Raw genomic sequence first — 23,681 nt, 5'->3', positions numbered from 1 at the left:
AGGCCGAGCCGGGATCGTGCGTAGGTTCATACGTCGCACGGCCCTGACGATCCGGGCTCTCCGCGGCTGACGCCGCTACGGCCGGGATGACGCTTACCTCCCCAACACTCGCCGCGTCATGGTCCGGTCAAGCCGGAGGACGACGGGGTGTGGTTCGCATGATACCGCTCCGTCATAGACCGCCTTTCAAAGTTCCTGCTACGTTCTCGATAATGACGATTCGCTCCGCCCTTCTCCGCGCCGACGCGGTCGAGCCGACGCTCGATATCGCGGGCGTTGGGCTCGTGGCCGACGTGGCTGGCGCGTTGTACGAGCCGGTCTCGGGCGCGCTGATCGTGGCGGACCTCCACCTGGAGAAAGGCTCGTCCTTCGCGAGGCGTGGCCAGATGCTGCCGCCCTACGACACCGCGACCACGCTCGGCCGGCTGGCGCGGTTGGTCGCCACCTACCAGCCCCGGGCGGTGATCGCGCTTGGCGACAGTTTTCATGACGGCGACGGCCCGGCGCGCATGGGCGAGGCTGATCGCGCCGCGGTGGCCTTGATGCAGCGCGGCCGGGACTGGATCTGGATCGCAGGCAACCACGATCCGGCGCCGCCCGCAGGCCTCGGCGGCGAGGCGCGCGACGTTCTCGTGATCGGCTCGCTCACGCTGCGCCATGAGCCGACGGCCGGCGCCGCTCCCGGCGAACTCGCCGGGCACCTGCATCCCGTGGCGAAGGTTCTTGCGCGGGGGCAGGCGCTGCGCCGCCGCTGCTTCGCGACCGATGGCGCGCGCGTGGTGCTGCCGGCCTTCGGAGCCTACGCCGGCGGCCTGAACGTGCGCGACCGCGCCTTCGACGGACTGTTCGCCGCCGAGGCCTTCACCGCCTGGATGCTGGGTGACGCCGGCGTCTACGCCATGCCTTCGCGGGGCCTTCGGCCGGATTGAGGACGATCGACCGTCACCAGCGGTAGCGCAGGCCCACGGTGCCGTACTGCACGCCGCCGCTCGCGTGGTCGAACACGGCGAGCTTGCCGCCCGAGCGGTGGTGGAAGCGGAAGACGAGGTCGAAGTTCGGGTGGTCGATCGACCCGAAGGTCACCTCGGGCGACAGGTAGTGCAGCACCTGGGAGCGTCCGCCGCGCGACTTGTCCAGCTCGTAGGGCGGCACGTCCGAGGCCCAGTTCAGGCCGGTCGAAACCGCGACCGAGGTGCGCAGGCGGTCGCTCCAGGGAAAGCTCTTCCAGCGGAAATAGAGCGCGGTCCAGATTTCGGTCTCATCGAGCCTGCCGAAGCGCTGGGCGACGCCGGCTTCGGTCTCGAACGCCCAGAGCGTGCCGTAGGTCAGGACCTCGCGCGAGAACGACGCGCCGATGATGCCGGAGGAGCCGAAGTTCCAGTGGGTCGGGGGCAGGTTCCTGCCGGAGACGTAGATCGACGTCATCGAGCTCTGGACGAGCGCTCCGGCGAAGCCGGTCACGGCGCAATCCATCGCGCACGGCGCGAAAGGCGACTTGAATTCGAACTCGTTGGCCGAGGCGTCCCGCGACATCGCAGCGCTGGCCAGAATGGCCGTGGCTATCCCCAGAACCGCGGCTGGCCTTGAACTTACGCGCACAATTTTCACTCGCCGACCTGCCGATCCCCCCGCCTTCCTCTCCTTATAGGGTAGCACGGCGGGAAGTCTGGGCAATTCGTCGTCCGTATCGTCGCGTTGTTTTGACCGTCAAGCGTAGCCCACGACCACGGCGGCGGCGGTGGTTGCGATGGTCGCCAGCGCCGCGAGCAGCAGGCGGAGCCGGGCGTACCAGCGCGGGGCGGCGGAGCGCGGGGCGCGCGTCGCGTCGAGCGCGCCATGGGCCGCGAGACCCGCCGCCAGCATGGCGAGCCCCGGCGCTCCGCCGACCACAAGAGCGCCCCAGGCCCACAGCGGCGGCGCGACGGCGAGCAGGAACAGGCTGTTGCGGATGGCGGGCGAGGGGTGGCGCAGCGCGAGCCCCCAGTGCGCTCCGCCGAGAAACGACAGGATCGCGGCGCCGTAGCCAAGCAGCGCGTCCGCCGCGTCGATCCCGAGCGGCAGCGCGTGCCCGAGCGCCAGAGCGAGCGACAGTCCGAGGAACGGAGCCAGCCCCGCCAGGCCGAGCGCCAGCGGGAGTTCGGGTATCTCGCGGTTCTGGTCGACGGGCTCGGATGCGATCAGCGTCACGGACGCAGCCCCCTCAATCGCGTCGGAACACGGCGCTCGCGGTCCAGCCGAAGGCGAGCGCGAGCAGCGCCATCACGAAACCATAGGCCACGCGGCGCTTGTCCGCGAGCGCCGCCACGCGCGCCTCGAAGCCAGCCTTGACGACCCGGAAGGTGATGGTCTCGCGCGCCGCCTGCATGCCGCCGGCGTAGAGCCGGACGTCGACCTGATACGGGCCGAACGCGATGTCCGGCGGCAGATGGATCGTCGCGCGGAAAAGATCGCGGTCCAGGAACGTCACTCCGCCGCCGTCCTCGATCCAGTGCCCGCGTTCCGTCTGCAGCCGGATCAGCGCGTCGATGAAGGCGGCGTCCTCCGACAGGCTGAGCTTGCGGGTGCCTTCGGCGGGCGCGCCTTCCGCCACCGCGCGCAGGCCGAGGCGCTCGCTGAAGACGTCCTCGGGCGAGGCCACCGTCTGCAAGGGCCGCGACGACAGCGTGGTGAGGAAGCTCGGCGCGCGCGCGAAGGCGCGGGTGGCGCGGTTGAGCCATAGCGGGCCGACCTGTTCCTTCCGGCGCACGGTCACTGGCCCGGACGGGCCCTCCGCCTGGACGATGACGTCCCAGCGCGTGCCCGGCCGCGCGCCGCGGACGGCGCCGAACAGCGTCAGGTCCGCGCCGGCGTAGTTGGAGGCGATCGTGACCTGCTGGGACGACAGCGCCAGCATCAGCTTCTCGGCGCGGGCCGGCGGGGCGCCGAGCGCAAGCGCGGTGAGGACGAGCACCGCGCGCCTCATTGCGGCTTGTCTCCGAGCGTGACCGAGTAGGCGTCGCGCGGCGCCACGGTCAGGTCCAGCAGGAAGCGCCCTCCGACCGTCAGCAGAAGCAGCGCGAGCAGCAGGCGGAGGTGCTCGCCCCTCAGTTTCTGGCCGGCGCGGACGCCGAACTGCGCGCCGATCGAACCGCCGAGCATCAGCAGGATCGCGAGCACCACGTCGACCGAGGCGTTGGTCACGGCGTGCAGCACCGTCGCCGAGAGCATGGTGATCAGGATTTGGAACAGCGAGGTTCCGACCACCACGGCCGTCGGCACACGGAAGACGTAGACGAGGATCGGCACCAGCAGGAAACCGCCGCCGATGCCGAGCACGGCGCCCACGAAGCCCACGAAGCCGCCGAGGCCGATCAGCGGCAGGACGCTGACGTAGATCATCGAGCGCTGGAACCGCATCTTGAGCGGCAGACGGTCGACGAGCGAGAGCCGGCCCGACCGGCGGGGGGCAGGCGCTGCGGACGGGCGCCGGGTGAGCGAGCGCACCGACTCCACCAGCATCAGACCGCCGATCGCGCCGAGCAGCACGACGTAGGACACGGCGATGATCGCGTCGAGCTGGCCGGCGTCGCGCATGGCGTTGAAGAACCAGACGCCGATCCCCGTTCCGGCCACGCCGCCAGCGAGCAGCACCGCACCGAGCTTCACGTCGAGCGCCCGTTTTCGCCAGTAGGACAGCACGCCCGTGAAGGCGGAGGCCGCGATCTGCGGGGCTTCGGAGGCGACGGCGACGGCGGTCGGAATGCCGATGAAGATCAGCAGCGGCGTCATCAGGAAGCCGCCGCCGATGCCGAACAGGCCGGAGATGAAGCCGACCGCGAGCGCCATGCCGATCACGAGCAGCACGTTGACCGGTAGCTCGGCGATCGGAAGGTAGATTTGCATGGGCCGTGATCGACGAAGAGCGCGCGCCGACGCTCACGGCCCGGCGCGGGCGCGATGAACGGGCGAGTTCCGCCCGTTAGGTCCCGCCCCGGCCCGCCTTGTCAACGGTCCGGGCTGCGGCGCGGCTCAGCGCAGCGACGCCGGCGTGGCCCGCGCCGAGCGGGCGGAGGAGCCGGAGGCCTGGTCCCATCCGCCGGGGGGCGTCGGGGCCTCGTTGGCGGAATCGTCCACCACGCGGGCGCGGAAGGCGTCGGTCGCCTGCTGGGCCGCGGTCAGGTTGGCGCCAAGCGCCTTGGCGACCTCGTCGCGCTTCCGTCCGGCGTCCTGGTCGCCCTGGCGGCTCGCGAGCGCGAACCACTTGTAGGCTTCCGCGAGGTCGCGCTTGCCGCCGAGGCCGCGGGCCTGCAGCACCGCGAGATTGTACTGGCTGTCGGCGAGGCCGCGTTCGGCCGCCATGCGGAACCACACGCTGGCGGCGCCGAAATCGGGCTTGCCGAGCCCGCCCTCGGCGTAGATCACGCCGAGATTGTGCATCGCGCGGACGTTGCCGGAGGCGGCGGCCTGTTCGTACCAGCGCCGGGCGGTGAGGATGTCGCGCGGCACGCCGCGGCCCTTTTCGTACATGCTGCCGAGCCGGTGCTGCGCGGGAGCGAGGCCCTGCGCCGCGGCCTTTTCCAGCCAGCGGGCGGCCGCCGCGGCGTCCGCGGGAACGCCGCGTCCGTCGAGGAAGCGGTCGGCGATCTCGAGCTGCGCCGACGGGTCGCCCTGAACCGCGCGCATCCGGAGCGTCGCGCCGCCGATCGAGTCCGGAAGCGCGTCCGGATTGGCGGATCGGTTGATGGAGCCGGTCGTCAGGCCGTCGGCGGAGGTCGACGGGGGCTCGAACTTCTGCGGCGCGGGCCCGAGGGTCTGCGAGAACGCGAAGTCGGTCATGTCCTTCGCGGGCGCGCGCGGCGGAGAGAGCTGCGCGCCGGGTTTCGGCGCGGCGGACGGCTCGGACGCGGTCGGCGGCGGGACCGGGTCGGCCCGACGTTCGGCGAGCGGCGCGGGCTCCGGCGCCTCCTGACGCCGGGCCTCGGCCCGCGGCGTCTCGATCTCGGGCGCGGCGGCGGGGGCGGGGGCCGCGGCCTGGGGCGCGGCCGGCACGACGAGGTCGGACTGCGGCGAATGCGCTGTGGGCGCCGACTCGGCGGGATCGTCGTGCAGGGAGTTCGCGAGCTTGACCACGCCGAGCACGATCAGCGCGGCGGCGAGGGCGATCACGATAGGACGCCGGCGCGCCTTGAGCGTCGACACGAGCCCGGTGACGTCCGGCAGGCGAACGCCTGGCCCCTTCGCCCTCTTCGCTTTCGCGGACGGACGCGACGGCTCGTCGTCCAGCTCCGACGACGGCTGGATCGCCGCGCGCCGGGCGGCGGCGATGAAGGAGGCGGCGCTCGGCGCGGCGGCCGGCGTATCGGGAGCGGGCTCGGGCGCGCGGACCGTCGGCGCGGCCGGCTCCATCGGCAGGTCGAAGACGTCGTCTTCGATCGGCGCGCGCGACGCGGTGATGGCGGGAGCCGCGGTCGCCGGCGCGGCCACGGGGGCCGCCGCGCGGACGCGGACCGGTTCGGGCTCGTTCTCGATGGCTTCCGCCATCGCGCGGCGGGCGGCGGCGCGGGCCGCTTCGATCGGGTCGACCGCGGGCGCAGGAGCCGTAAGCGGGCGGTCGTCGTAGGCCGGACGCTCCGCGGGCCATCCGCCGGCGGCGAGCGCGTCCATGCGGTCGGCCAGACGGTCGAGCGTCATGCGGACTGCGTCGAGCGTGTCGGCGGTGCGGCGGTCGTTGCGCACGGCCGCGGCGCGAAGTTCGCCGAGCGCCTCCGCGAGGTCGAGCATGCCGACGCCATGGCCGCCGGCGGGCTCGCCGCTGTCGCGTTCGACGAAGCTTTCGCGCACCGCGTCGGCGGCGGCCTGGCCCGCGTCGCGCGCGACGGCGGCGCAGCTCTGCTCCACCCGCGCCGCGAGCGCGGCGAAGCCGGCGTTGAGGTCGTCGATCCGGCCGTCGGTGCGGTCGAGATTGTTGATAAGGCCGACGATGCGCTGCTCGATCCCGACCAGCGCGTCGGGCCCGGCGGACGGGCCCGCGGCGGTCGCGACCAGATGCTCGGCGATGCCGCGGACGGCCTCCTCGATCCGTTCGAACGAGGAGCCGCGCGCCTGCGCGGCGACGGCGACGTCCTCGATCTGGGTGGAGAGGTCGGAGACCCGCTCCGAGAGCGCCAGCACCGCCGGGGCCGCCGACGGGCGCTCGGCGAGCTGCTGCGCGAGCGATTCGATCCGACGGCCGACGGCCTCGATCCCGTTCGGCTCCGCGAGCGCGGCGAGCTCGTTCCGGACGGCGTCCGCGATCCGCTCCACATCCGCGGCGCGCGTCAGCGCGGCGGCGGCCAGCGAATCCATCTTGCCGTGCAGCGACTCCACCTTGCCGGACAGGGAGGCGAGCGCCGGGTGCGCCGCAGCCGGCTCCGCCAGCTTGCGGGCGATGGCGTCCACCTTCGGCCCGACGTCCGCCAGCCCGCTGTTTTCCGCGAGCGCGTCGATCTTGCCGCTCAGCGCCTCGACTTTCTCGGGCAGCGCCTGCAGCTTGGGGGAGACGCTGCCGCGCTGGCCAAGCTGCGCGGTCAGCGCGTCGAGGCGCTGCGCGAAGGCGTCGAGCGCGGGCGCCGGCGACAGCGCCTCGATCTCGGCCCGGAGCACGCTTTCCATGCGCGCGGAGTCTTCGCTGCGCCTGGCCGCCGCGGCCTCCTGCTCGTCCAGCCGCGCGACCAGAGCCTGTATGTCGGAAGCGAGGCCATCGACGGCCCCGACCTTGGTGAAATGCGCGAGCTCGCCGCGGATGTCGTCGATGTGGCGGGCGAGCGTCTCGATCGCTTCGGCGTTGGAGGGGCCGATGGCCTCGAGCTGGCGCGAAAGCCCGGTGACCTCCTCGGCGAAGCGGGCGAGCATCTGCGGGCTCGCGGCGTCGTTGCGCATGCGGTCGACTTCGACCACCAGCGCTTCGATCGCCTTGAGCGAGGTCGGATCGAGCCTGGCGGGGCGCTCGGCGTCGCAACGCGCGGCGACCGAGGCGATCTCGCGGAGCAGGCCGTCGACGTCCGAGCGGGTCGGCAGGCCGTCGACCGCGCCCGCGAGCGCCTCGATCTGGCGGCGCATGTCGGCGATCACGGCTTCGTTCGCCGACAGCGCGGGCGCGACGGAAGCCGGCTCGGGTTTCGCGGCCGCAGGCCGGACGTCGCGCGCGTCGAGGTCCTTCTGGCGGGCCGCGATCTCCGCGAGCGCCGAACGGAGCGTCGCCGGCCGCGGGGCGTCCGGCGGCGGCGCGGCGGGGCGGGGCGCGACGCTCGGGGCCTGTTCGCCCTCGGCGCGGCCGGCCCAGCGGGCGAGGCCCTCGAGCGCGTCCGTCAGCCGGTCTTCGGTCTGGATGTTGCGGCGGGCGAGCATGTCGACGAGCTGCTCGAGGTCGCGGCGCGGCGCGCTGCTGGTCTCGCCGCGGCTGGCGGCCAGGCGCTTCGCGAGCCGGTCCAGAGCGGAGCCGGCCGGAGCCTCGTCCTCGGCCGGCGCGGTCGCATGTCTCTGGTCGCTGAAGCTCATCGCACCACCCCGGGGCGGCCCCCCGTCCCGTCGCGGTCCGGCGCCGCGACGTGCTGGGGGCTCGTGGGCGACGCGTTGGTGCGGCGCCTAATGCAATGTTAACGGATAGGGTAAACAACCCGTTAATTTCGCGGTTAACGCGCTTGGCGCTCAAGGCGAATCGGGAAGGGGAAGCGGATGGCGGCGGCTCCCGTAACGCGCAAACGGCGGATGTCCGCGTGACGCCTCGCGGGACGGGCGTGTTCGCCATCTACCGGCGGGCGTTCGCGCTGCTGGGCGAGGAGCGGCGCCTCGGCGTCGCGCTCGCGGCCGGAAACGCGGCGCTCGCGCTCGCGGCCTTCGCGGAGCCGGTGCTGTTCGGGCGCATCATCGACAGCCTCGCCGGCGGCCGAGCCGGCGAACTGCCGACGCTCGCGGCGGCCTGGGCGCTGATCGCGCTCGCCGCCATCGCCGGGCGGGTGGCGGTCGGGCTGAACGCCGACCGGCTCGCCCACCGCCGCCGGCTCGTGGTGATGACGGAGGTTTTCGGCCACGCGCTGTCGCTGCCGCTCAGCTACCACCGCCGCACCCATTCCGGGCGCATCGTGAAGGCGCTGACGCAAGGCGCAAACGCGCTGGCCGACGTGTGGCTGCTGTTCTTCCGCTCCGGCTGCGCCACGCTGATCGGCCTCGTCGCGCTGCTGCCGGCGAGCCTGATGCTCAACCCCTGGCTCGGCGCGATCCTGATCGCGCTCGTCGTCCTGTTCGGGATCGCGATCACCCTGCTGCTGCGCAAGACGCAGAGCCGGCAGGAGAACGTCGAGGCCTACCACTCCGACCTCGCCCAGCACGCCGCCGACGCGGTCGGCAACGTCGCGGTGGTGCAGAGCTTCGCGCGCATCCGGGGCGAGATGTCCTATCTCGGCGGCGTGATGCAGCGGCTGCTCGACGCGCAGATGCCGGTGCTGTCCTGGTGGGCCTATGCGGCGGCGGCGACGCCGGCCGCGGGCACGCTCACCGTGCTCGGGGTCGTGCTCGCCGGCGCCGCGCTCAACGCGCAAGGGCTCGCGAGCGTCGGCGACATCGTGGCCTTCGCGGCGCTCGCCACCCTCGTCATCGGCCGGCTCGGCGAGGCGGTGACGCTCGTCAACATGCTGCTGATGAACGCGCCCAAGATCGGCGAGCTGCTGGCGCTGGTGGACACGGCGCCGGACGTCGCCGACGCGCCGGACGCCCGCGACCCCGGCCGGCTTTCCGGCGACGTGGCGTTCGAGGACGTGTCCTTCGCCTATGAGCCCGGCCGGCCGACGCTGTCCGATGTCTCCTTCCGCGCCCGGCCGGGCATGACCGTCGCGCTGGTCGGCGCCACCGGTTCGGGGAAGTCGACCACGCTCGCGCTGCTGCACCGCGCCTTCGACCCGCAGGCGGGGCGGGTGACGATCGACGGGACCGACATCCGCGCGATGACGCTCGACGGGCTGAGGCGCAACGTCGGCGTGGTGTTCCAGGAGCCGATGCTGTTCGCGCGCACGATCGCCGAGAACCTCCGTGTCGGGCGCGCGGACGCGACCGACACGGAGCTCGAGGCCGCCTGCGAGAAGGCGCAGGTGCTCGACGTGGTGCGCCGCCTGCCGGACGGCTTCGCCACCCCGCTCGGCGAGCGCGGGGCCTCGCTCTCGGGCGGCGAGCGCCAGCGGCTCGCGATCGCGCGCGCGCTGCTCAAGGACCCGCCGATCCTCGTGCTCGACGAGGCGACGAGCGCGCTCGACGCCGGCACCGAGGCGAAGGTGCAGGCGGCGCTCGACGCGGCGCGGGCCGGGCGCACCACGCTGGTGATCGCCCACCGCCTCGCGACCGTGCGCAGCGCCGACCTCGTGCTGGTGTTCGAGCGCGGACGCATCGTCGAGCGCGGCTCGTTCGAGGCGCTCGCCAACGCCGGCGGCCCGTTCGCGAAGCTCGTCGCGGCGCAGGCGTTAGCGCAGGCTGTCGAGCACGCGAAGTCCGGCTCCGACGTCGTCGTGACCCCTGCGTGATTGGCATCCGGGCACTACGCAGGTACAACGTCAGGTGAGATCGGCAGGCTGTCATGCGCCGTGCGCGTCGGGGGACGGCGCCGTCGGGGCCGCCTCCCACAGACGCATCACGAGTACGATGGCGCCCATGCTTCATTCGATCCGCCGCCGCGCGCTGGTCTGTTTCGCCGCGGTCCTTTCGATCGCCGCCGCTCCGGCCTCCGCCAAGCCGCTGCTCGTCGCCGACATCGCGACGGGCCAGGTGCTCGAGGCGCAGGACGCCACCACGCCCTGGTATCCGGCGTCGCTCACCAAGCTGATGACCACCTTCGTGGTGCTGCAGGCGATCAAGAACGGCCGGCTCTCGTCCTCCACGCCGCTCGTCTACACCGCCCGCGCGCAGGCCGAGCCGCCCAGCAAGATGGGCTTTCAGGTCGGCCAGACCGTGACGGTCGACGACGCGCTCAAGATGCTGATGGTGCAGTCCGCGAACGACATCGCCTTCCTGCTCGCCGAGGGCGTCTCGGGCAGCGTCGAGGCCTTCGTCGCCGAGATGAACCGCACGGCGGTCCAGATCGGCATGACCAACACCAATTTCGTCAATCCCAACGGCCTGCCGGTGCGCCCGGGCCCGGACCTGCAGCGCACCACCGCGCGCGACATGGCGGTGCTCGCGACCGCGCTCTACCGCAATTTCCCGGACCGCGCCGACCTGTTCTCGCTCGACGCGATCCAGATCGGCCAGCGCGTCATCCGCAACCACAACGGGCTGATCGGCCGCTATCCCGGCGCGGACGGCATGAAGACCGGCTATGTCTGCTCGTCCGGCTTCAACGTGGTGGCGACCGCGAGTCGCGGCGGACGCCGGCTGGTGACGGTCGTGCTGGGCTCGCCGACGCCGCTGGAGCGCTCCGAGACCGCGATCGACGCCTTCGAGCGCGGGTTCGCCGCCCGCTCCGCCGTCGGCACGCTCGCGACCCTGCCCACGGTCGCGCCGGCCTTCCCGATCGACCTGCGCGAGGAGATGTGCGGCAAGTCGACCGCCAAGTTCCGCGCCGCGCGCAAGTACGATCCGAACGGCCATCCGTGGCGGCCGATCCTGATGTCCAAGACGCAGGTGAACCCGGTGATGGTCTACGCCACGCCGGCGCCGAACGCGCCGGCGGTCGCCGCCAAGCCGAGCGGCGTCGACGAAGACGCGCCGACCGCCTACGCCCCGAACGCCGCCGCGTCGTCGGCGGTGGTGCCCGGCGCCGCGGTGAAGCCCGGAAGCGCCAAGGTGAAGTCGCTCAAGGCCGACAAGCCGGTGAAGAAGCCCGCCGCCAAGCCGACGAAGGCGACCAAGGCCGCCGAGGCGGAGAAGAAGGGCCGGGTCAAGATCGAGCTCGATCCCAAGACGCCGCCGCGGAAGACGCTGGGCGCCGGCCCCACCGCGGCTTCGAACGGGCCGACCCCGACGCCCGGTTCGGTCTACCGCAACGCGCAGCCGCCGTCGGGCAAGTCCGCCTTCTGAGGGCGGGTCCGCAAAGTATGCGTCGCCACAGGCGAAGTCGTCATGCCCGCCTTCGCGGGCATCCACGACTTCGATCGCAGGGCTGTACGCACAAGGAAGTCGTGGATACCCGCCTTCGGCGGGCCTGACGGCAGGCGGCGCGGCACCGAGGCGATTTCCGAACAGGTTGGGCGGCCTGCGCGCGCTGCGCCGCGACGTTCCGCTTGTGTTCCGGTAACCTTCTCCCGCTACATCGGGAGCATGAGCCTGTCCGCGATTCGCATCCTCGGCGTCGATCCGGGCCTCCGCCGCACCGGCTGGGGGATCATCGAGGCTGACGGCAGCCGGCTGTCCTTCGTGGCCTCCGGCGTCATCGTCCCGGACGACGCGCTGGCGCTCGCGGAGCGGCTCGCGGCGATCCACGCCGGCCTGTGCGCGGTGCTCGCCGGGCATGCGCCGCATGAGGCGGCGGTCGAGGAGACCTTCGTCAACAACAACCCGTCGGCCACGCTCAAGCTCGGCCAGGCGCGCGGCGTCGCGCTGCTGGTGCCGGCGCTCGCGGGGCTCACGGTGGCGGAGTACGCGCCGAACCTCGTGAAGAAGACGGTGGTCGGCGCCGGCCATGCGGAGAAGCGCCAGATCCAGGCCATGATCGGCGTGCTGCTGCCGAAGGCGACGTTCAAGAGCGCCGACGCCGCCGACGCGCTCGCGGTCGCGATCTGCCACGCCCAGCACCGCGGGGCGCGCGCCCGCATCGCCGCCGCGACGAGGATGACCGCATGATCGGCAAGCTGACGGGCAAGGTGGACTCGGTCGGGACCGACTGGGCGATCATCGACGTCGGCGGCGTCGGCTATGTCGTGCACTGCTCCGCCCGGACGCTCGGGCGGCTGCCGAAGGCCGGCGAGATCGCCCGGCTGTCGATCGAGACTCATGTGCGCGAGGACCGCATCCAGCTCTTCGGCTTCATGGCCGATCTGGAGCGGGAGTGGTTCCGGCTGCTGAACACCGTGCAGGGGGTCGGAACCAAGGTCGCGCTCGGCGTGCTTTCGGTGCTCGACGCGCCGGAGCTCGCGACCGCGATCGCGCTGCAGGACAAGGCCGCGATCGCCCGCGCGCCGGGCGTCGGCCCCAAGGTCGCGGCGCGCATCGCGGCCGAGCTCAAGGACCGCGCGCCGCTGTTCGCCGACGTCGACCCCAATCTCGGGCGGCTGGCGGCGGGCGACGGCGCGGAGCCGAAGCGCGGCCCGCAGCCGGCGCGGGACGCGGTCTCGGCGCTGGTCAATCTCGGCTACGCCGCTCCGCAGGCGAGCGCCGCCGTCGCCGCCGCCATGCAGTCCGCGGGGGAGGGCGCCACCACCGAGCAGTTGATCCGGGCGGGCCTCAGGCAGCTCGCGGGCTGACGCCGGCGAGACGGCGGCGGAGGCGCGTGAAGACCGCGAGGGCCCGGCTGACCGGCCGCAGGGCGGCGTCGCCGCGGGCGATCGCGTCGCGCGCGAGATCGTCGATGTCGGCGAGGTCGCGGAGGCTGGCGCGCTTCGGGTCGAACACGTTGCGCAGCCGGTCGGTCGCGGCGACGCGCTCGCTCCACGGGCGGCCCCAGACGGCGAGCGCGAAACGGTCGTTTTCCTCAGCGTAGCGCGCCGAAAGCTGGGCCGCGAGCGCCGGGTCCGGCCCGAAGAACGCGGTCTCGTTCCAGCCCCGCTCGGCGAGGGCGGCCTCGAACGCCATGGAGTAGTCCATCAGCGCCTTCGGATCGAAGCCGCGCTCGTTGAGCCGCCGGCGGATCGTGAGCGCGGCCTCAATCGCCTTCGGCCCCGGCGAGGCGTTGCGGTAGGACCGGTCGTCGAACCCGCGCGCGTCGACGTCGCCTCGGCCAACGGTTTCGAGAAAGTCCTCCACGAGCCGCCCCTTCACCGCCTCGAAGCTCTTCAGCGTCAGGTCGACGTCGTCGGCCTCAATCATGTGGCGGAACACGCGCCAGGGCGAGAAGTTGGGGTTCTGCTCCGGGGAGGCCGAGGCGATCCAGCGGTTGAAGGAGCGCGTCAGCCTTAGGCGCTTGGCGTGCTGGGTGTAGGTGGCGTTGATGCGGTCGGGCGTGTCGCGGACGTAGCCGATGATGTGCAGCCGGACGCCGCGGCGCGCGAAGAACTGCCGAACGAAGGCGAAGCGCTCGGCCTTGGCGAAATCGGTGCTGAGCGATTCGCGCGTGATCAGCAGGTCGCCGTCCGTCGCCGCGAGATGACGGCCGAGCCAGCGCCACGAACGCGTGACGGGGGCGGCGGGGTCCTGCTCCAGCGGGAGATGGCGGGCGAGCTGGCGGCCGGTCATCGCGATGGTGCGCGGCGGAAAGGTCGGCAGCCCGAGCCCGCGCGCCTCGATGACGTCGCGCCGGTTCTGCAGGAAGCCCTGGATCGTCGTTGAGCCGGTCTTCGGCGTGCCGACATGGAGATGGCAGATGCGCAAGCCGTCCTCCCCCGCGCGGAGCCGCCGCGTGGGCAGGCGGTTTCGCGGACCGGGCCGATGCCGTATCACGAATGCGACTGTTTCGCACCGATCGGCCGCATGACTTCGCAAAGCCCCGTCCGCGACGCCCATCTTCGCGACGACGACGCCCTCGACGCGTCGATCCGTCCGCAGACGCTCGCCGACTTCACCGGCCAGCGGCAGGCCCGCGAGAACCTGTCGGTGTTCATCCAGGCCGCCAAGGCGCGCGGCGAGGCGCTGGACCACGTGCTGTTCGCAGGCCCCCCCGGCCTCGGCAAGACCACGCTGGCGCAGATCGTCGCGCGCGAGCTCGGCGTCGGCTTCCGCGCCACCTCCGGCCCGGTGATCGCCAAGGCCGGCGACCTCGCGGCGCTGCTGACCAATCTCGAAGAACGCGACGTGCTGTTCATCGACGAGATCCACCGGCTCAATCCGGCGGTGGAGGAGATCCTCTATCCCGCGATGGAGGATTTCCAGCTCGACCTGATCATCGGCGAGGGGCCGGCGGCGCGCTCGGTGCGCATCGACCTGTCGAAGTTCACGCTCGTCGGCGCGACGACCCGCGCCGGCCTGCTGACCACCCCCCTGCGCGACCGGTTCGGCATCCCGCTGCGGCTCAATTTCTACGAGATCGACGAGCTGGAGCTGATCGTGCGGCGCGGCGCGCGGGTGCTCGGCGTCGCCATGAGCCCGGAGGGCGCGCGCGAGATCGCGCGGCGCTCGCGTGGCACGCCCCGCATCGCCGGCCGGCTGCTCCGGCGGGTGCGCGACTTCGCCTCCGTGTCCGGCGAGGCGACAGTGTCGCGCGAGAGCGCCGACCGGGCGCTCCGCCTGCTCGACGTCGACGATCTCGGGCTCGACGCCATGGACCGCCGCTACCTCTCCACGATCGCGACCAACTATGGCGGCGGCCCGGTCGGCGTGGAGACGATCGCCGCGGCGCTGTCGGAGCCGCGCGACGCGGTCGAGGAGATCATCGAGCCTTATCTGATCCAGCAGGGCTTCATACAGCGGACGCCTCGGGGGCGCATGCTGACGGCCAACGCGTTCCGGCATCTCGGCCTCGCCGCGCCGGCCGCGCCCGCCCAGGCGCCGCTGTTCGATCTCGACGAGGAGCAATGACGGCAAATCTCGAAGACGGCGTCGGAGGTCGCCTCGACGGCGTGCGCCACGTGCTGACGCTGCGCATCTATTACGAGGACACCGACTTCTCGGGCGCCGTCTACCACGCCAACTACCTGCGCTACATGGAGCGCGGCCGCACCGAGATCCTGCGCGCGATCGGCTTCGACCACCGCGTGCTGTGGGAGACCGAGCGCGAGGGCTTCGTCGTGCGCCGCATGACGGTCGATTACCTCAGGCCCGCGCGCATGGACGACGTCGTCGCCGTCACCACCTGGGTGCACGAGGTCAAGCAGGCGTCGCTGACGCTCGGCCAGTCGGTAACGCGCGATGGCGAGACGCTGGTGACCGGGCTCGCCGTCTGCGCCTATGTCCGCGACGGCCGGCCGGTGCGGATGCCGCTCGCGATGCGCGAGCAGATGGCGCGGACGGAGTAGCCCTCAGCCCTTACGGGCGCGCGACAGCATGTTGCGGAAGCCGCGCGACTTCGGGTCGAGCACGGCCATGAAGATGGTCGAGTTGCAGAGGTTGCGGCGCCGCACGATCGCGATCACCACGCCCCAGACGCCGCCCTGGCCCATCACCGGCCCGCCGCTGTCGCCGCGGCACACCGCGCCGCCGGAGACGCCGAACGCGACCGCCGTCGGCCCGTCGGTGACGACCTCGGCCGAGACGTTGGCGAGGCGGAGCTCGCCGCTCGAGCCTTCGTCCGACGGGTCGGTGAGCCCGGCGCCCGCCAGCACCGAGCGGGTCTTCGCGGCCTTCAGCGGCTGCGCCGCGATCCGGATCGGCCGGCGGTCGCGCGGCGCGGGCCGGGCGAGCTTCAGGATCGCGAGGTCGGCGCCCAGCAGTTCGGGGCGCGGGTTGTCGGCGTCGCCGCGGCCCTGGAAGTCGGGGTGCATCGCGCCGGCCGCCACCTGCACGGTCGGCCCCGGCCGGCCGTCGCCCTCGAAGAACTGCGCCACCACCACGCTCGGGCCGCCGAGGTCGGCGAGGCAATGGCCCGCGGTCAACACGAGATTCCGCTCGATCAGCACGCCGGTGCAGTTGCCGACCTGCGCGCGCGACCGGCCTGTGGGCGTCAGACTGGTGATGAACACCGTCGCTCGCGTCAGCCGGTCGCCGGCGGGGGCGGGGGAGCCGCCGGAAAGCGCCAGAGCCTGCTGCGGCGCGAGGACGGCGAGGCCCGCAGCGGCGAGAACGCAAAACACGATGAGGCGCATGCAGGAAATCCGGTCGGGCGCGGCGCGGCGCGGAAAGGGTCGGGTTTCAGGCCGCACCATGGCATGCGGAACGTCAAAGGTCCGTTCCAGTCGCCGTGATTTCGGCCGCCGGCTGTCACATGTGTCCGTCGAGCGACAACCGGCTCAGTCGAGCGCGCGGCGCATGCGGCGGAAGCCGTCCGACGCGGGATCGATCGGCGCGATCGCGATCCGTGCGCTGCAGCCGCCACGCGGGCGCAGGATGGCGGAGACCACGCCCCAGACCGCGCCGTCGCGGCTCGCGAGCGCCCCGCCGCTGTCGCCGCCGCAGGCCGGGCGGTCGACGGACGCAAAGGCGACGCGGGCGCCGGACCCGGTCGAGAGCCGGACGGCGCTTGGCCGGAAGCTCTTGAGCGCGCCGGAGCGCGCGCCGTCGCCCGGACCCGCCCGGCCGACGCCCGTCATCGCGGCCGTCGCCGCGGCGGCGGCCTCCACGTTTCCGCTTAAGGAGGCGGGCGTCGCGCCGGCCACGGGGCGCGCTAGCTTCAGAAGCGCGAGGTCGGCGGCGATCTCACGCTGGCGCGTCTCCGGCTCGCCGGGACGCTCGCGCCAGCCGATCACATGGCCGGGATGGCGGGCGAACCGCAGGACGGGGAGGTGCGGCGGAATCGCGCGGCGGTTCTCATAGCCGAAGACCGCCACCTGCGCCGGCCCGGACGCCGCGTCGAGGCAGTGGCCGGCGGTCAGCACCACGTCGGGCTCGATCAGCACGCCGGCGCAGTCCGAGATGCGGGCGCGGCCGTCGCCGGTGGGCGTGACGGTCTGGACCGCGACGGTCGCGGCCTCCAGCCCCGCGGCGGCGAGGGGATCGCAGGCGAAGACGGCGAAGACGGCGAGGGCGAAGGCGCGCATGGCGTCCGTCTTAGCCGTCGGCGGCCGGCGAAGCGAGCGGCCGGGCGAACCGCGACGGGGGAGCCACGCCGCAAGCCGGTAACGTCGTCTTAACCTTGACGAGCCATTAACGAAGGGTGCCCCTGTGGGATCGGGTCGCAGTTTCAACACATTGACGCGCGACTAGCGCGGTCGTTCCGGTCCTGTTGGCGTCGATGGCGCGCGGCGCGCGGGCGGTCGAGGCCGCCGCGCGGCGCCGGGCCGGAAGTCGCGGCGCGGCCGCGGAGCGTGGAGACGAACGGACGATGCCAACACCCGACATGTCCTTGCTGGGCCTGTTCCTACAGGCGCACTTCGTCGTGAAGTTCGTCATGATCGGGCTGCTGGCCGCCTCGGTCTGGTGCTGGGCCATCGTCATCGACAAGCAGCTTCTGTTCTCGCGCAACGGCCGCAACATGGACCGTTTCGAGAAGATCTTCTGGTCGGGCCAGAGCCTCGAGGAGCTGTACCGCTCGCTGTCCAACCGTCCGAACACCGGCATGGCGGCTCTGTTCGTGGCGGCGATGCGGGAATGGAAGCGCTCCTACGAGAGCGGCGGCCGGTCCGTCGCCGGCCTGCAGCAGCGCATCGACAAGGTGCTGGACGTGACGATCGCGCGGGAGACCGAGCGGCTGGAGTCGAAGCTTCTGGTGCTCGCGACCGTGGGCTCGGCGGGGCCGTTCATCGGCCTGTTCGGCACGGTCTGGGGCATCATGACGGCGTTCCAGTCGATCGCGGCGTCCAAGAACACCTCGCTCGCGGTGGTCGCGCCCGGCATCGCGGAGGCGCTGTTCGCCACCGCGATCGGCCTCGTCGCGGCCATTCCGGCGGTCATTTTCTACAACAAGTTCTCCAGCCAGGTGACGCGCCAGGCGAGCCGGATGGAGGGCTTCGCCGACGAGTTCTCCGCGATCCTGTCCCGCCAGATCGACGAGAGGGCCTGATCCGATGGGGATGAGCGCCGGCGGAGGCGGAGGCGGATCGCACGGCGCGCGCCGTCGGCGGCGCACGCAGGTCATGTCCGAGATCAACATGACGCCGATGGTCGACGTCATGCTGGTGCTGCTGATCATCTTCATGGTGTCGGCGCCGCTGCTGACGGTCGGCGTGCCGATCGACCTGCCGCAGACCTCCGCGAACCCGCTGAACGAGGAGAAGGAGCCCCTCACCATCACGGTGAACACCAAGGGCGAAGTCTTCCTTCAGGAGACGCAGGTGCAGGTCGAGGAGATCGCGCCGCGCCTCATTGCCATCACGAATTCCGGCTACGACGAACGTATCTACGTGCGGGGCGACAGGAACGTGGTCTACGGCCAGGTGATGAAAGTCATGGGCACGCTGTCCGCGGCGGGTTTCCGCCGGGTCGCGCTCGTGACGGAACTCGAGCAGGGGAGCTGAGCGGACGCCCATGCGCCCAGGCCTGGTCACCTCTGCGGCCGCTCACGCGCTGATCCTCGCCTGGGGAGTGGTGAATCTCGGAACGGCCAAGCCGTTCGAGGTGTCGCCGACGGAGTCGCTTCCGATCGAGATCCTGACGCCGCAGGAATTCGAGGCCATGACCAAGGGCTCGAAGACCTCCAAGAAGGTCGACGCGCCGAAGATCAAGGCCGACAAGGTCGCGGAGGCCGACCCCGAGCCCGTGGACGACGCGCTGCCCGAGGCCAAGGAGGACGTCGCCGCGCCGCCTCCGCCGCCGCCCGCGCCGAACCTCGCGAAGGCCGAGGCGGAGGCCAAGGCCGCCGCGGAGAAGGCCGAGAAGGCGGAAGCAGCCAAGGCCGCCAAGGCGGAAGCCGAGAAAGCCGAGAAGGCGGAAGCCGCGAAAGTGGCCAAGGCCGCCGCCGAAAAGGCAGCCGCGGACAAGGCCGCGAAGGCGGAAGCCGCCAAGGCCGCCGCGGAGAAGGCCGAGAAACTCGCCCAGGCGGAGGCCGCCGAGGCCGAGCTGCGCGCCAAGGCCGCCGCCGAAGAGAAGGCCGCGCAGGACAAGGCGGCGGCCGAGAAGGCCGCTGCGGAAAAGGCCGAGGCCGAAAAGGCGGCGAAGCTCGCGGCGGAGAAGGCGGCCAAGGAGAAGGCGGAGCAGCTCGCCAAGGCCGAAGCCGAGAAGGCGGCGAAGCTCGCAGCCGAGAAGGCCGCCAAGGAGAAGGCCGAGAAGCTCGCCAAGGCTGAAGCCGAAAAGGCCGCCAAGGCGGAGGCCGAGAGGAAGGCGGCCGAGGCCAAGGCCGCCGAGCGCAAGTTCGACCCCAACAAGATCGCCTCGCTGCTGAAGAATTCGCAGTCGACCTCGAACACGCCGAGCAAGTCCGCGCTCGAGGACAAGCGCGCGCCCGGCCGCACCCAGACGGCGGCGCGCGAGACCGCGCCCGAGACCACCGCCGGCACCAGCCGCGGCACCGCGACGAAGCTCTCGCTCTCGCAGCGCAACGGCATCGACAACGCCGTGCGCGAGCAGGTGATGCAGTGCTGGAACCCGCCCTTCGGGGCCGCGAACGGCGACAGCCTGGCCGTGCGCGTGACCTTCACGCTGAACGCAGACGGCACGCTCAGCGACGGGCCCACCGTGGTGAACAACTCGTCGAACCCTGCCTTCCGCGCCGCGGCGGGCGCAGCGACCCGCGCGGTCCAGCGCTGCGCGCCGCTGAAGCTGCCGGCCGACGCCTACGACTACTGGCGCCAGGTGACGATCAACTTCGACCCCAAGGAGATGATGGGCGGATGACCCGCGTCTCCGCCATGGCCTCGCCGCGCTCGCGCGGCATGCCGCCCCTCACGGTTCCGCTCCGCCGGACCGCTCGCCCGCTCTGACGCGTTCCGCGCCGCCGGCTCGCCCGCCGGCCTCAAACGGATAGCCACGAATGTCGCTCTCGCCTGCTCAACTGCTCCGCGCCGCGGCCCTGATCGTCGCGCTCTTCGGCCTCGCCGCGCTGGCTCCCGCCGCGCGCGCGCAGGTCAACATCGACATCAATCAGGGCAACGTGCAGCCGCTGCCGATCGCGATCCCGGCCTTTCTCGGCCAGGGCGGCGACGCCGAGCTCGCGCGCAACATCGCGAGCGTCGTCGAGGCGGACCTGAAGCGCTCCGGCCTGTTCGCGCCGATCGACCACAAGGCCTTCATCGAGAAGATCACCAACACCGACGCCGCCCCGCGCTTCGGCGACTGGCGCATCATCAACGCGCAGGCGCTGGTCACGGGCCGGGTCGTCCGCCAGGGCGACGGGCGGCTCAGGACCGAGTTCCGGCTGTGGGACGTGTTCGCGGGCAACCAGCTCGACGGCCAGCAGTTCTTCACCGACAAGAACTGGCGCCGCGTGGCGCATCTGATCGCCGACATGATCTACGAGCGCCTGACCGGCGAGAAGGGCTACTTCGACACCCGTGTCGTCTATGTCGACGAGAGCGGCCCGAAGGACAAGCGCGTCAAGCGCCTCGCCATCATGGACCAGGACGGCTTCAACGTCCGCTACATCACCGGCGGCGACGAGCTGGTGCTGACCCCGCGCTTCAGCCCGACGAGCCAGGAGATCACCTACATGTCGTTCGGGCGCGCCGAGCCGCGCGTCTACCTGCTGAACATCGAGACCGGCCAGCGCGAGGTTGTCGGCAACTTCCCCGGCATGACCTTCTCGCCGCGCTTCTCGCCGGACGGGCAGAAGGTGATCATGAGCCTGCAGCAGGGCGGCGACTCGAACCTCTACGCCATGGACCTGCGCTCGCGCACCACCACGCGGCTGACGGATTCCGGCGCGATCGACACCTCGCCGTCCTATTCGCCGGACGGCAGCCAGATCGTGTTCGAGAGCGACCGCGGCGGCAACCAGCAGATCTACGTCATGTCGGCCAGCGGCGGCGGCGCGCAGCGCATCTCCTTCGGACAGGGCCGCTACTCGACGCCGGTGTGGTCGCCGCGCGGCGACCTGATCGCCTTCACCAAGCAGTCCGGCGGCAAGTTCGCGATCGGCGTGATGAAGCCGGACGGCTCCGGCGAGCGCATCCTCACCGAGGGCTTCCACAACGAGGGCCCGACCTGGGCGCCGAACGGCCGCGTGCTGATGTTCTTCCGCGACCAGGGCGGCGGCCCGCGCATCTATTCCGTCGACGTCACAGGCCGCAACGAGCAGCGCATCCCGACGCCGGGCTTCGCCTCCGATCCGGCGTGGTCGCCGCCGCTGAACTGAGCGGCCCGATGAGCCTGACCGTCTACGGCATCAAGAACTGCGACACGATGAAGAAGGCGCGCGCCTGGCTGGACGCGCGCGGCGTCGCTTACGCTTTCCACGACTACAAGGCCGCCGGAATCCAGCCGGAGACGCTCGCGGACTGGGCGCGCGAGGTCGGCTGGGAGACCCTGCTGAACCGGGCCGGCACGACGTTCCGCAAGCTTCCCGACGCCGACCGCGAAGGGCTCGACGAGGCGAAGGCTCTGCGGCTGATGGCGGCGCATCCGAGCCTGATCAAGCGGCCGGTGCTGACCGGCAGGGGCAAGCCCGTGGTCGGCTTCAAGCCCGAGCGCTACGCCGAGCTGTTCGCCGGCTAATCTTTCGCGGTCACTCCGCCGCGATCGCCGCGCTCTCGTAAGACGCCGACAGGTTGTCGAGGCTCGCAACGATGTGGTCGGCGAGCGCCTGCGCGGTCTCCGTCAGCGAGCCGGCGTTCTTCAGCAGCGCGATCTTGCAGGTCGGCAGCGGCGGGAAGCCGTCGGCCTGGTTCAGGATGCGCATGCCCGGCCGCAGCGCGGACTCCGGCAGCACGGACACCGCGAGGCCCGCCAGCACGGCGGAGCCCACGGCCGTGAAATTGCAGCTCGAATAGAGCACCCGGCTCGCGCGGCCGACCGCCTCGAGCTGCGCCATCGCGGTCTCCCGCCACTCGCAGGCGGCGGTGCCGAGCGCGAGCGGGATCACCGCCTCCTCGTGGACCATGGCGCGCTGGGACGTCACCCACAGCAGCGGCTCCTGCCGGATGATCTCGCCGACCGGCTTGCGCGACGCGTGGGTGATGATGGCGAGGTCGAGGTCGTCGCGCTCGATGAAGCCGACGAGATGGCTGGTCGGCTCGCACACCACCGAAACCTCCACCCGCGGGTTGGAGCGGGAGAAGCGCGCCAGGATCTCGGGCAGGTAGCGCTCGGCGTAGTCGTCCGGCACGCCGAGCCGCACCCGTCCGGTCAGGGCGTCGTCGGCGAAGGCCGACACCGCCTCGCGCGAGATGTGGACGATGCGCCGGGCGTAGTCGAGCAGGCGCTCGCCGTCCTCGGTCAGCCGCGCGCCGCGGCCGTCGCGGGCGAAGATCGGCCGGCCGACCCGCTCCTCCAGCCGCTTCATCTGCATCGACACCGCCGACTGCGTCTTGTGCACCACGTCAGCGGCGCGGGTGAACGAGCCCGTGTCCACGATCGCGACGAAGGTCTTCAGTTGGTCGACATCCAGCAGGGCAGTCATGAGCGCCTCTGAGCATCACGGGATATGATGACCCATATTAGAAACATTCGTTTCACTGATCAATCGGTCTCAGGCATGGTCGCGTCGTTCCCGGGAGGCTGCGGCGGTTTCGGGTGGTCCGGATGAGCCGGACCACGGATCGTCGCTACCGATGGATTACGCCGCCCGGCCGATAAGGAGGTCGCCATGTCGCTGATGTCGCTCGAGAGCCTGAAGACCGCCCGGATCACTCCGGCCAAGGTCGCCATCTTCGTGGCCCGCGACGTCATGCGCCGCGCCACCGCCGTGGCCGTGGCCTGGAAACGGCGAGGCGACCTGCGCGAACTCGCGCATTTCGACGATCGGATGCTGGCGGATCTCGGCCTGTCGCGCGGCGACATCGCCTCGGCGGCCTCCGAGCCGATGTGGCGGGACCCCACGCTCAGGCTGTCGGCGCTCGCGGTCGAGCGTCGGGCGGCCGCGCGCGATCACGCGCGGTGGCGGCGCGAAACGATCGAGACGGCGCGCGAAACGCGCGTCCAAGGGACACGGTCGCGGGAAGCCTGCGCCGACTGACGCCCCGTCCATAGGACCTGCCGCGGGACGGCCGGGACCTCGCCTTGATGGCGACGTCCGGGCCGTCCCGTAGTCATTCGAGGGCCGCTGCCGATCGTCGCATCGGCCAAAAGAGGGCCATAAAGACGGTTGGAAAAGTTTGTCGGATGATAAACGGATCGCGCCCCGGGCCGTCCGTCGCGGCTCCGGCCCGAATCAGGCGTTGAGCGTCAGGCGGTAGGCGTAGGCGTCGCCGCGGAACAGGCCTTCCACATATTCGATCATCCGGCCGCCGCCGTCATAGGAGCGGCGGCGGATCAGCAGGCAGGGCAGGGGCTCCTCGAAGCCGAAGATCGCGCTCTCGCGCTCGTCCGGCGACGCCGCCTCGATGGTCTGCTCGCAGCGCGTCAGCGTCAGGCCGCTTTCGGCCAGACGGGCGTAGACCGAGCCGCTGAGGTCGGCCTCGGCCAGCGCCGGCGCCGCGGCGACGTCGTACCACGCCTTCTCCACCGACAGCGGCATGCCGTCGCCGAGCCGGACGCGCACCAGCTTGAGCAGAGGCGCGGCCGAGGGCAGGCCGAAGATCGAGGCGATCGAACGGTCCGTGGCGACGTCCTGCTCCAGCACCTCGGACGACGGGGTCCGGCCGAGCTCGCGCATCTCCTCGGTGAAGCCCTTCAGCCTCTCCATGCCCGGCTTGATCCGGCTCTCCACCGCCTCGACGCGGTAGCCGAGCCGGCCATGCGCGCTCAGCATACGGCGGCGGCGCAGCGCGTCGTAGCAGCGCTGCACGGTGGTGCGGCTGACGCCGAGATCCTCGGCGAGCCGACGCTCGGCCGGCAGCGTGGCGCCCACCGCGACGACGCCCGCGCCGATGAGCGCCGCGAGCTGCTCCTCGAGCTGCTGATACATGGGCCGCGCGGTGTCGTCGCGCAGGCGGAGAAGGTTGAACAGGTTGGGGGCGTCGCTCAAGACG

The 23,681-nt window shown here is 71.9% G+C and carries 23 protein-coding genes; 13 read left to right on the top strand and 10 right to left on the bottom strand.

Annotation, left to right across the window (positions count from 1 at the left end):
* Positions 1–212 precede the first annotated feature (212 nt).
* On the top strand, positions 213–929 hold the full coding sequence (gene pdeM, locus ACFSCV_RS16080; RefSeq protein ID WP_378800576.1) for a ligase-associated DNA damage response endonuclease PdeM: 717 nt from the start codon (positions 213–215) through the stop codon (positions 927–929).
* A 13-nt stretch (positions 930–942) separates the two neighbouring features.
* Here the strand turns inward: pdeM and ACFSCV_RS16075 are convergent, their stop codons facing one another.
* The 5 genes from ACFSCV_RS16075 to ACFSCV_RS16055 all read right to left on the bottom strand — a co-directional run bounded on the left by ACFSCV_RS16075 (position 943) and on the right by ACFSCV_RS16055 (position 7,515).
* On the bottom strand, positions 943–1,461 hold the full coding sequence (locus ACFSCV_RS16075) for a hypothetical protein (RefSeq protein WP_378800575.1): 519 nt from the start codon (positions 1,459–1,461) through the stop codon (positions 943–945).
* A 246-nt stretch (positions 1,462–1,707) separates the two neighbouring features.
* Positions 1,708–2,187, bottom strand: coding sequence for a DUF3429 domain-containing protein (locus ACFSCV_RS16070; protein WP_378800574.1), 480 nt, complete (start codon positions 2,185–2,187; stop codon positions 1,708–1,710).
* Between the two features lie 13 nt (positions 2,188–2,200).
* Positions 2,201–2,962, bottom strand: a complete 762-nt coding sequence (locus ACFSCV_RS16065; protein ID WP_378800573.1) for a TIGR02186 family protein — start codon at positions 2,960–2,962, stop codon at positions 2,201–2,203.
* Positions 2,959–3,882, bottom strand: coding sequence for a sulfite exporter TauE/SafE family protein (locus ACFSCV_RS16060; protein ID WP_378800572.1), 924 nt, complete (start codon positions 3,880–3,882; stop codon positions 2,959–2,961). The genes ACFSCV_RS16065 and ACFSCV_RS16060 overlap by 4 nt, the downstream gene beginning before the upstream one ends.
* A 126-nt stretch (positions 3,883–4,008) precedes the next feature.
* Complete coding sequence (locus ACFSCV_RS16055) at positions 4,009–7,515, bottom strand: hypothetical protein (RefSeq protein ID WP_378800571.1); 3,507 nt, start codon at positions 7,513–7,515, stop codon at positions 4,009–4,011.
* 218 nt (positions 7,516–7,733) lie between these two features.
* On the opposite strand from ACFSCV_RS16055, the gene ACFSCV_RS16050 reads away from it, so the two are divergent.
* The 4 genes from ACFSCV_RS16050 (at position 7,734) to ruvA (ending at position 12,401) form a co-directional block, all read left to right on the top strand.
* Positions 7,734–9,527, top strand: coding sequence for a glucan ABC transporter ATP-binding protein/ permease (locus tag ACFSCV_RS16050; RefSeq protein ID WP_378800570.1), 1,794 nt, complete (start codon positions 7,734–7,736; stop codon positions 9,525–9,527).
* A 127-nt stretch (positions 9,528–9,654) separates the two neighbouring features.
* Entirely contained in the window at positions 9,655–11,019 is a 1,365-nt protein-coding gene (locus tag ACFSCV_RS16045) for a serine hydrolase (protein WP_378800569.1), read from the top strand.
* Between the two features lie 240 nt (positions 11,020–11,259).
* Positions 11,260–11,781 (top strand): crossover junction endodeoxyribonuclease RuvC, encoded by a 522-nt coding sequence (ruvC, locus tag ACFSCV_RS16040; RefSeq protein ID WP_378800568.1) that lies wholly within the window; start codon positions 11,260–11,262, stop codon positions 11,779–11,781.
* On the top strand, positions 11,778–12,401 hold the full coding sequence (gene ruvA, locus ACFSCV_RS16035; protein WP_378800567.1) for a Holliday junction branch migration protein RuvA: 624 nt from the start codon (positions 11,778–11,780) through the stop codon (positions 12,399–12,401). Before ruvC ends, ruvA begins: the two co-directional genes overlap by 4 nt.
* Here the strand turns inward: ruvA and ACFSCV_RS16030 are convergent.
* Entirely contained in the window at positions 12,382–13,464 is a 1,083-nt protein-coding gene (locus ACFSCV_RS16030) for a hypothetical protein (RefSeq protein WP_378800566.1), read from the bottom strand. The two genes, ruvA and ACFSCV_RS16030, sit on opposite strands and share 20 nt — an antisense overlap.
* Before the next feature lie 99 nt (positions 13,465–13,563).
* Between ACFSCV_RS16030 and ruvB the strand changes: the two genes are divergently transcribed.
* Together ruvB and ybgC are read left to right on the top strand one after the other, a co-directional pair.
* Positions 13,564–14,607 (top strand): Holliday junction branch migration DNA helicase RuvB, encoded by a 1,044-nt coding sequence (gene ruvB, locus ACFSCV_RS16025; protein ID WP_378800565.1) that lies wholly within the window; start codon positions 13,564–13,566, stop codon positions 14,605–14,607.
* On the top strand, positions 14,604–15,044 hold the full coding sequence (gene ybgC / locus ACFSCV_RS16020) for a tol-pal system-associated acyl-CoA thioesterase (RefSeq protein ID WP_271199344.1): 441 nt from the start codon (positions 14,604–14,606) through the stop codon (positions 15,042–15,044). Before ruvB ends, ybgC begins: the two co-directional genes overlap by 4 nt.
* Before the next feature lie 3 nt (positions 15,045–15,047).
* Here ybgC and ACFSCV_RS16015 read toward each other — a convergent pair whose 3' ends face one another.
* Entirely contained in the window at positions 15,048–15,830 is a 783-nt protein-coding gene (locus tag ACFSCV_RS16015) for a S1 family peptidase (RefSeq protein ID WP_378800564.1), read from the bottom strand.
* A gap of 144 nt (positions 15,831–15,974) precedes the next feature.
* Positions 15,975–16,721, bottom strand: a complete 747-nt coding sequence (locus ACFSCV_RS16010; RefSeq protein WP_378800563.1) for a trypsin-like serine protease — start codon at positions 16,719–16,721, stop codon at positions 15,975–15,977.
* A 284-nt stretch (positions 16,722–17,005) separates the two neighbouring features.
* On the opposite strand from ACFSCV_RS16010, the gene tolQ reads away from it, so the two are divergent.
* The 5 genes from tolQ (at position 17,006) to ACFSCV_RS15985 (ending at position 21,267) form a co-directional block, all read left to right on the top strand.
* Positions 17,006–17,683: a protein TolQ gene (tolQ, locus tag ACFSCV_RS16005; RefSeq protein ID WP_378800562.1), complete on the top strand. Its 678-nt coding sequence runs from the start codon at positions 17,006–17,008 to the stop codon at positions 17,681–17,683.
* A 4-nt stretch (positions 17,684–17,687) separates the two neighbouring features.
* Positions 17,688–18,137 carry a protein TolR gene (gene tolR, locus ACFSCV_RS16000; RefSeq protein ID WP_378800561.1) on the top strand — a complete coding sequence of 150 codons (450 nt, stop codon included), beginning with the start codon at positions 17,688–17,690 and terminating at the stop codon, positions 18,135–18,137.
* Positions 18,138–18,147: 10 nt separating this feature from the next.
* A complete protein-coding gene (tolA, locus tag ACFSCV_RS15995) occupies positions 18,148–19,452 on the top strand; it encodes a cell envelope integrity protein TolA (protein ID WP_378800560.1) in 1,305 nt (434 codons plus the stop codon).
* Positions 19,453–19,588: 136 nt separating this feature from the next.
* Positions 19,589–20,908, top strand: a complete 1,320-nt coding sequence (gene tolB / locus ACFSCV_RS15990; protein WP_378800559.1) for a Tol-Pal system beta propeller repeat protein TolB — start codon at positions 19,589–19,591, stop codon at positions 20,906–20,908.
* Positions 20,909–20,916: 8 nt separating this feature from the next.
* Entirely contained in the window at positions 20,917–21,267 is a 351-nt protein-coding gene (locus ACFSCV_RS15985; protein ID WP_378800558.1) for an ArsC family reductase, read from the top strand.
* 10 nt (positions 21,268–21,277) lie between these two features.
* Here ACFSCV_RS15985 and ACFSCV_RS15980 read toward each other — a convergent pair whose 3' ends face one another.
* Positions 21,278–22,171 (bottom strand): LysR family transcriptional regulator, encoded by an 894-nt coding sequence (locus ACFSCV_RS15980; protein WP_271199337.1) that lies wholly within the window; start codon positions 22,169–22,171, stop codon positions 21,278–21,280.
* Between the two features lie 186 nt (positions 22,172–22,357).
* Between ACFSCV_RS15980 and ACFSCV_RS15975 the strand changes: the two genes are divergently transcribed.
* Positions 22,358–22,726: a DUF1127 domain-containing protein gene (locus ACFSCV_RS15975; RefSeq protein ID WP_378800557.1), complete on the top strand. Its 369-nt coding sequence runs from the start codon at positions 22,358–22,360 to the stop codon at positions 22,724–22,726.
* 195 nt (positions 22,727–22,921) lie between these two features.
* On the opposite strand, the gene ACFSCV_RS15970 is transcribed toward ACFSCV_RS15975, so the two are convergent.
* On the bottom strand, positions 22,922–23,617 hold the full coding sequence (locus tag ACFSCV_RS15970) for a GntR family transcriptional regulator (RefSeq protein WP_378800757.1): 696 nt from the start codon (positions 23,615–23,617) through the stop codon (positions 22,922–22,924).
* Between the last annotated feature and the right edge of the window lie 64 nt (positions 23,618–23,681).

It is taken from the genome of Methylopila henanensis (assembly GCF_042681025.1).
Lineage (GTDB): Bacteria > Pseudomonadota > Alphaproteobacteria > Rhizobiales > Methylopilaceae > Methylopila > Methylopila henanensis.
The sequence above is the reverse complement of the archived record's forward strand: the minus strand, read 5'-3'. Positions and strand labels throughout refer to the sequence as shown.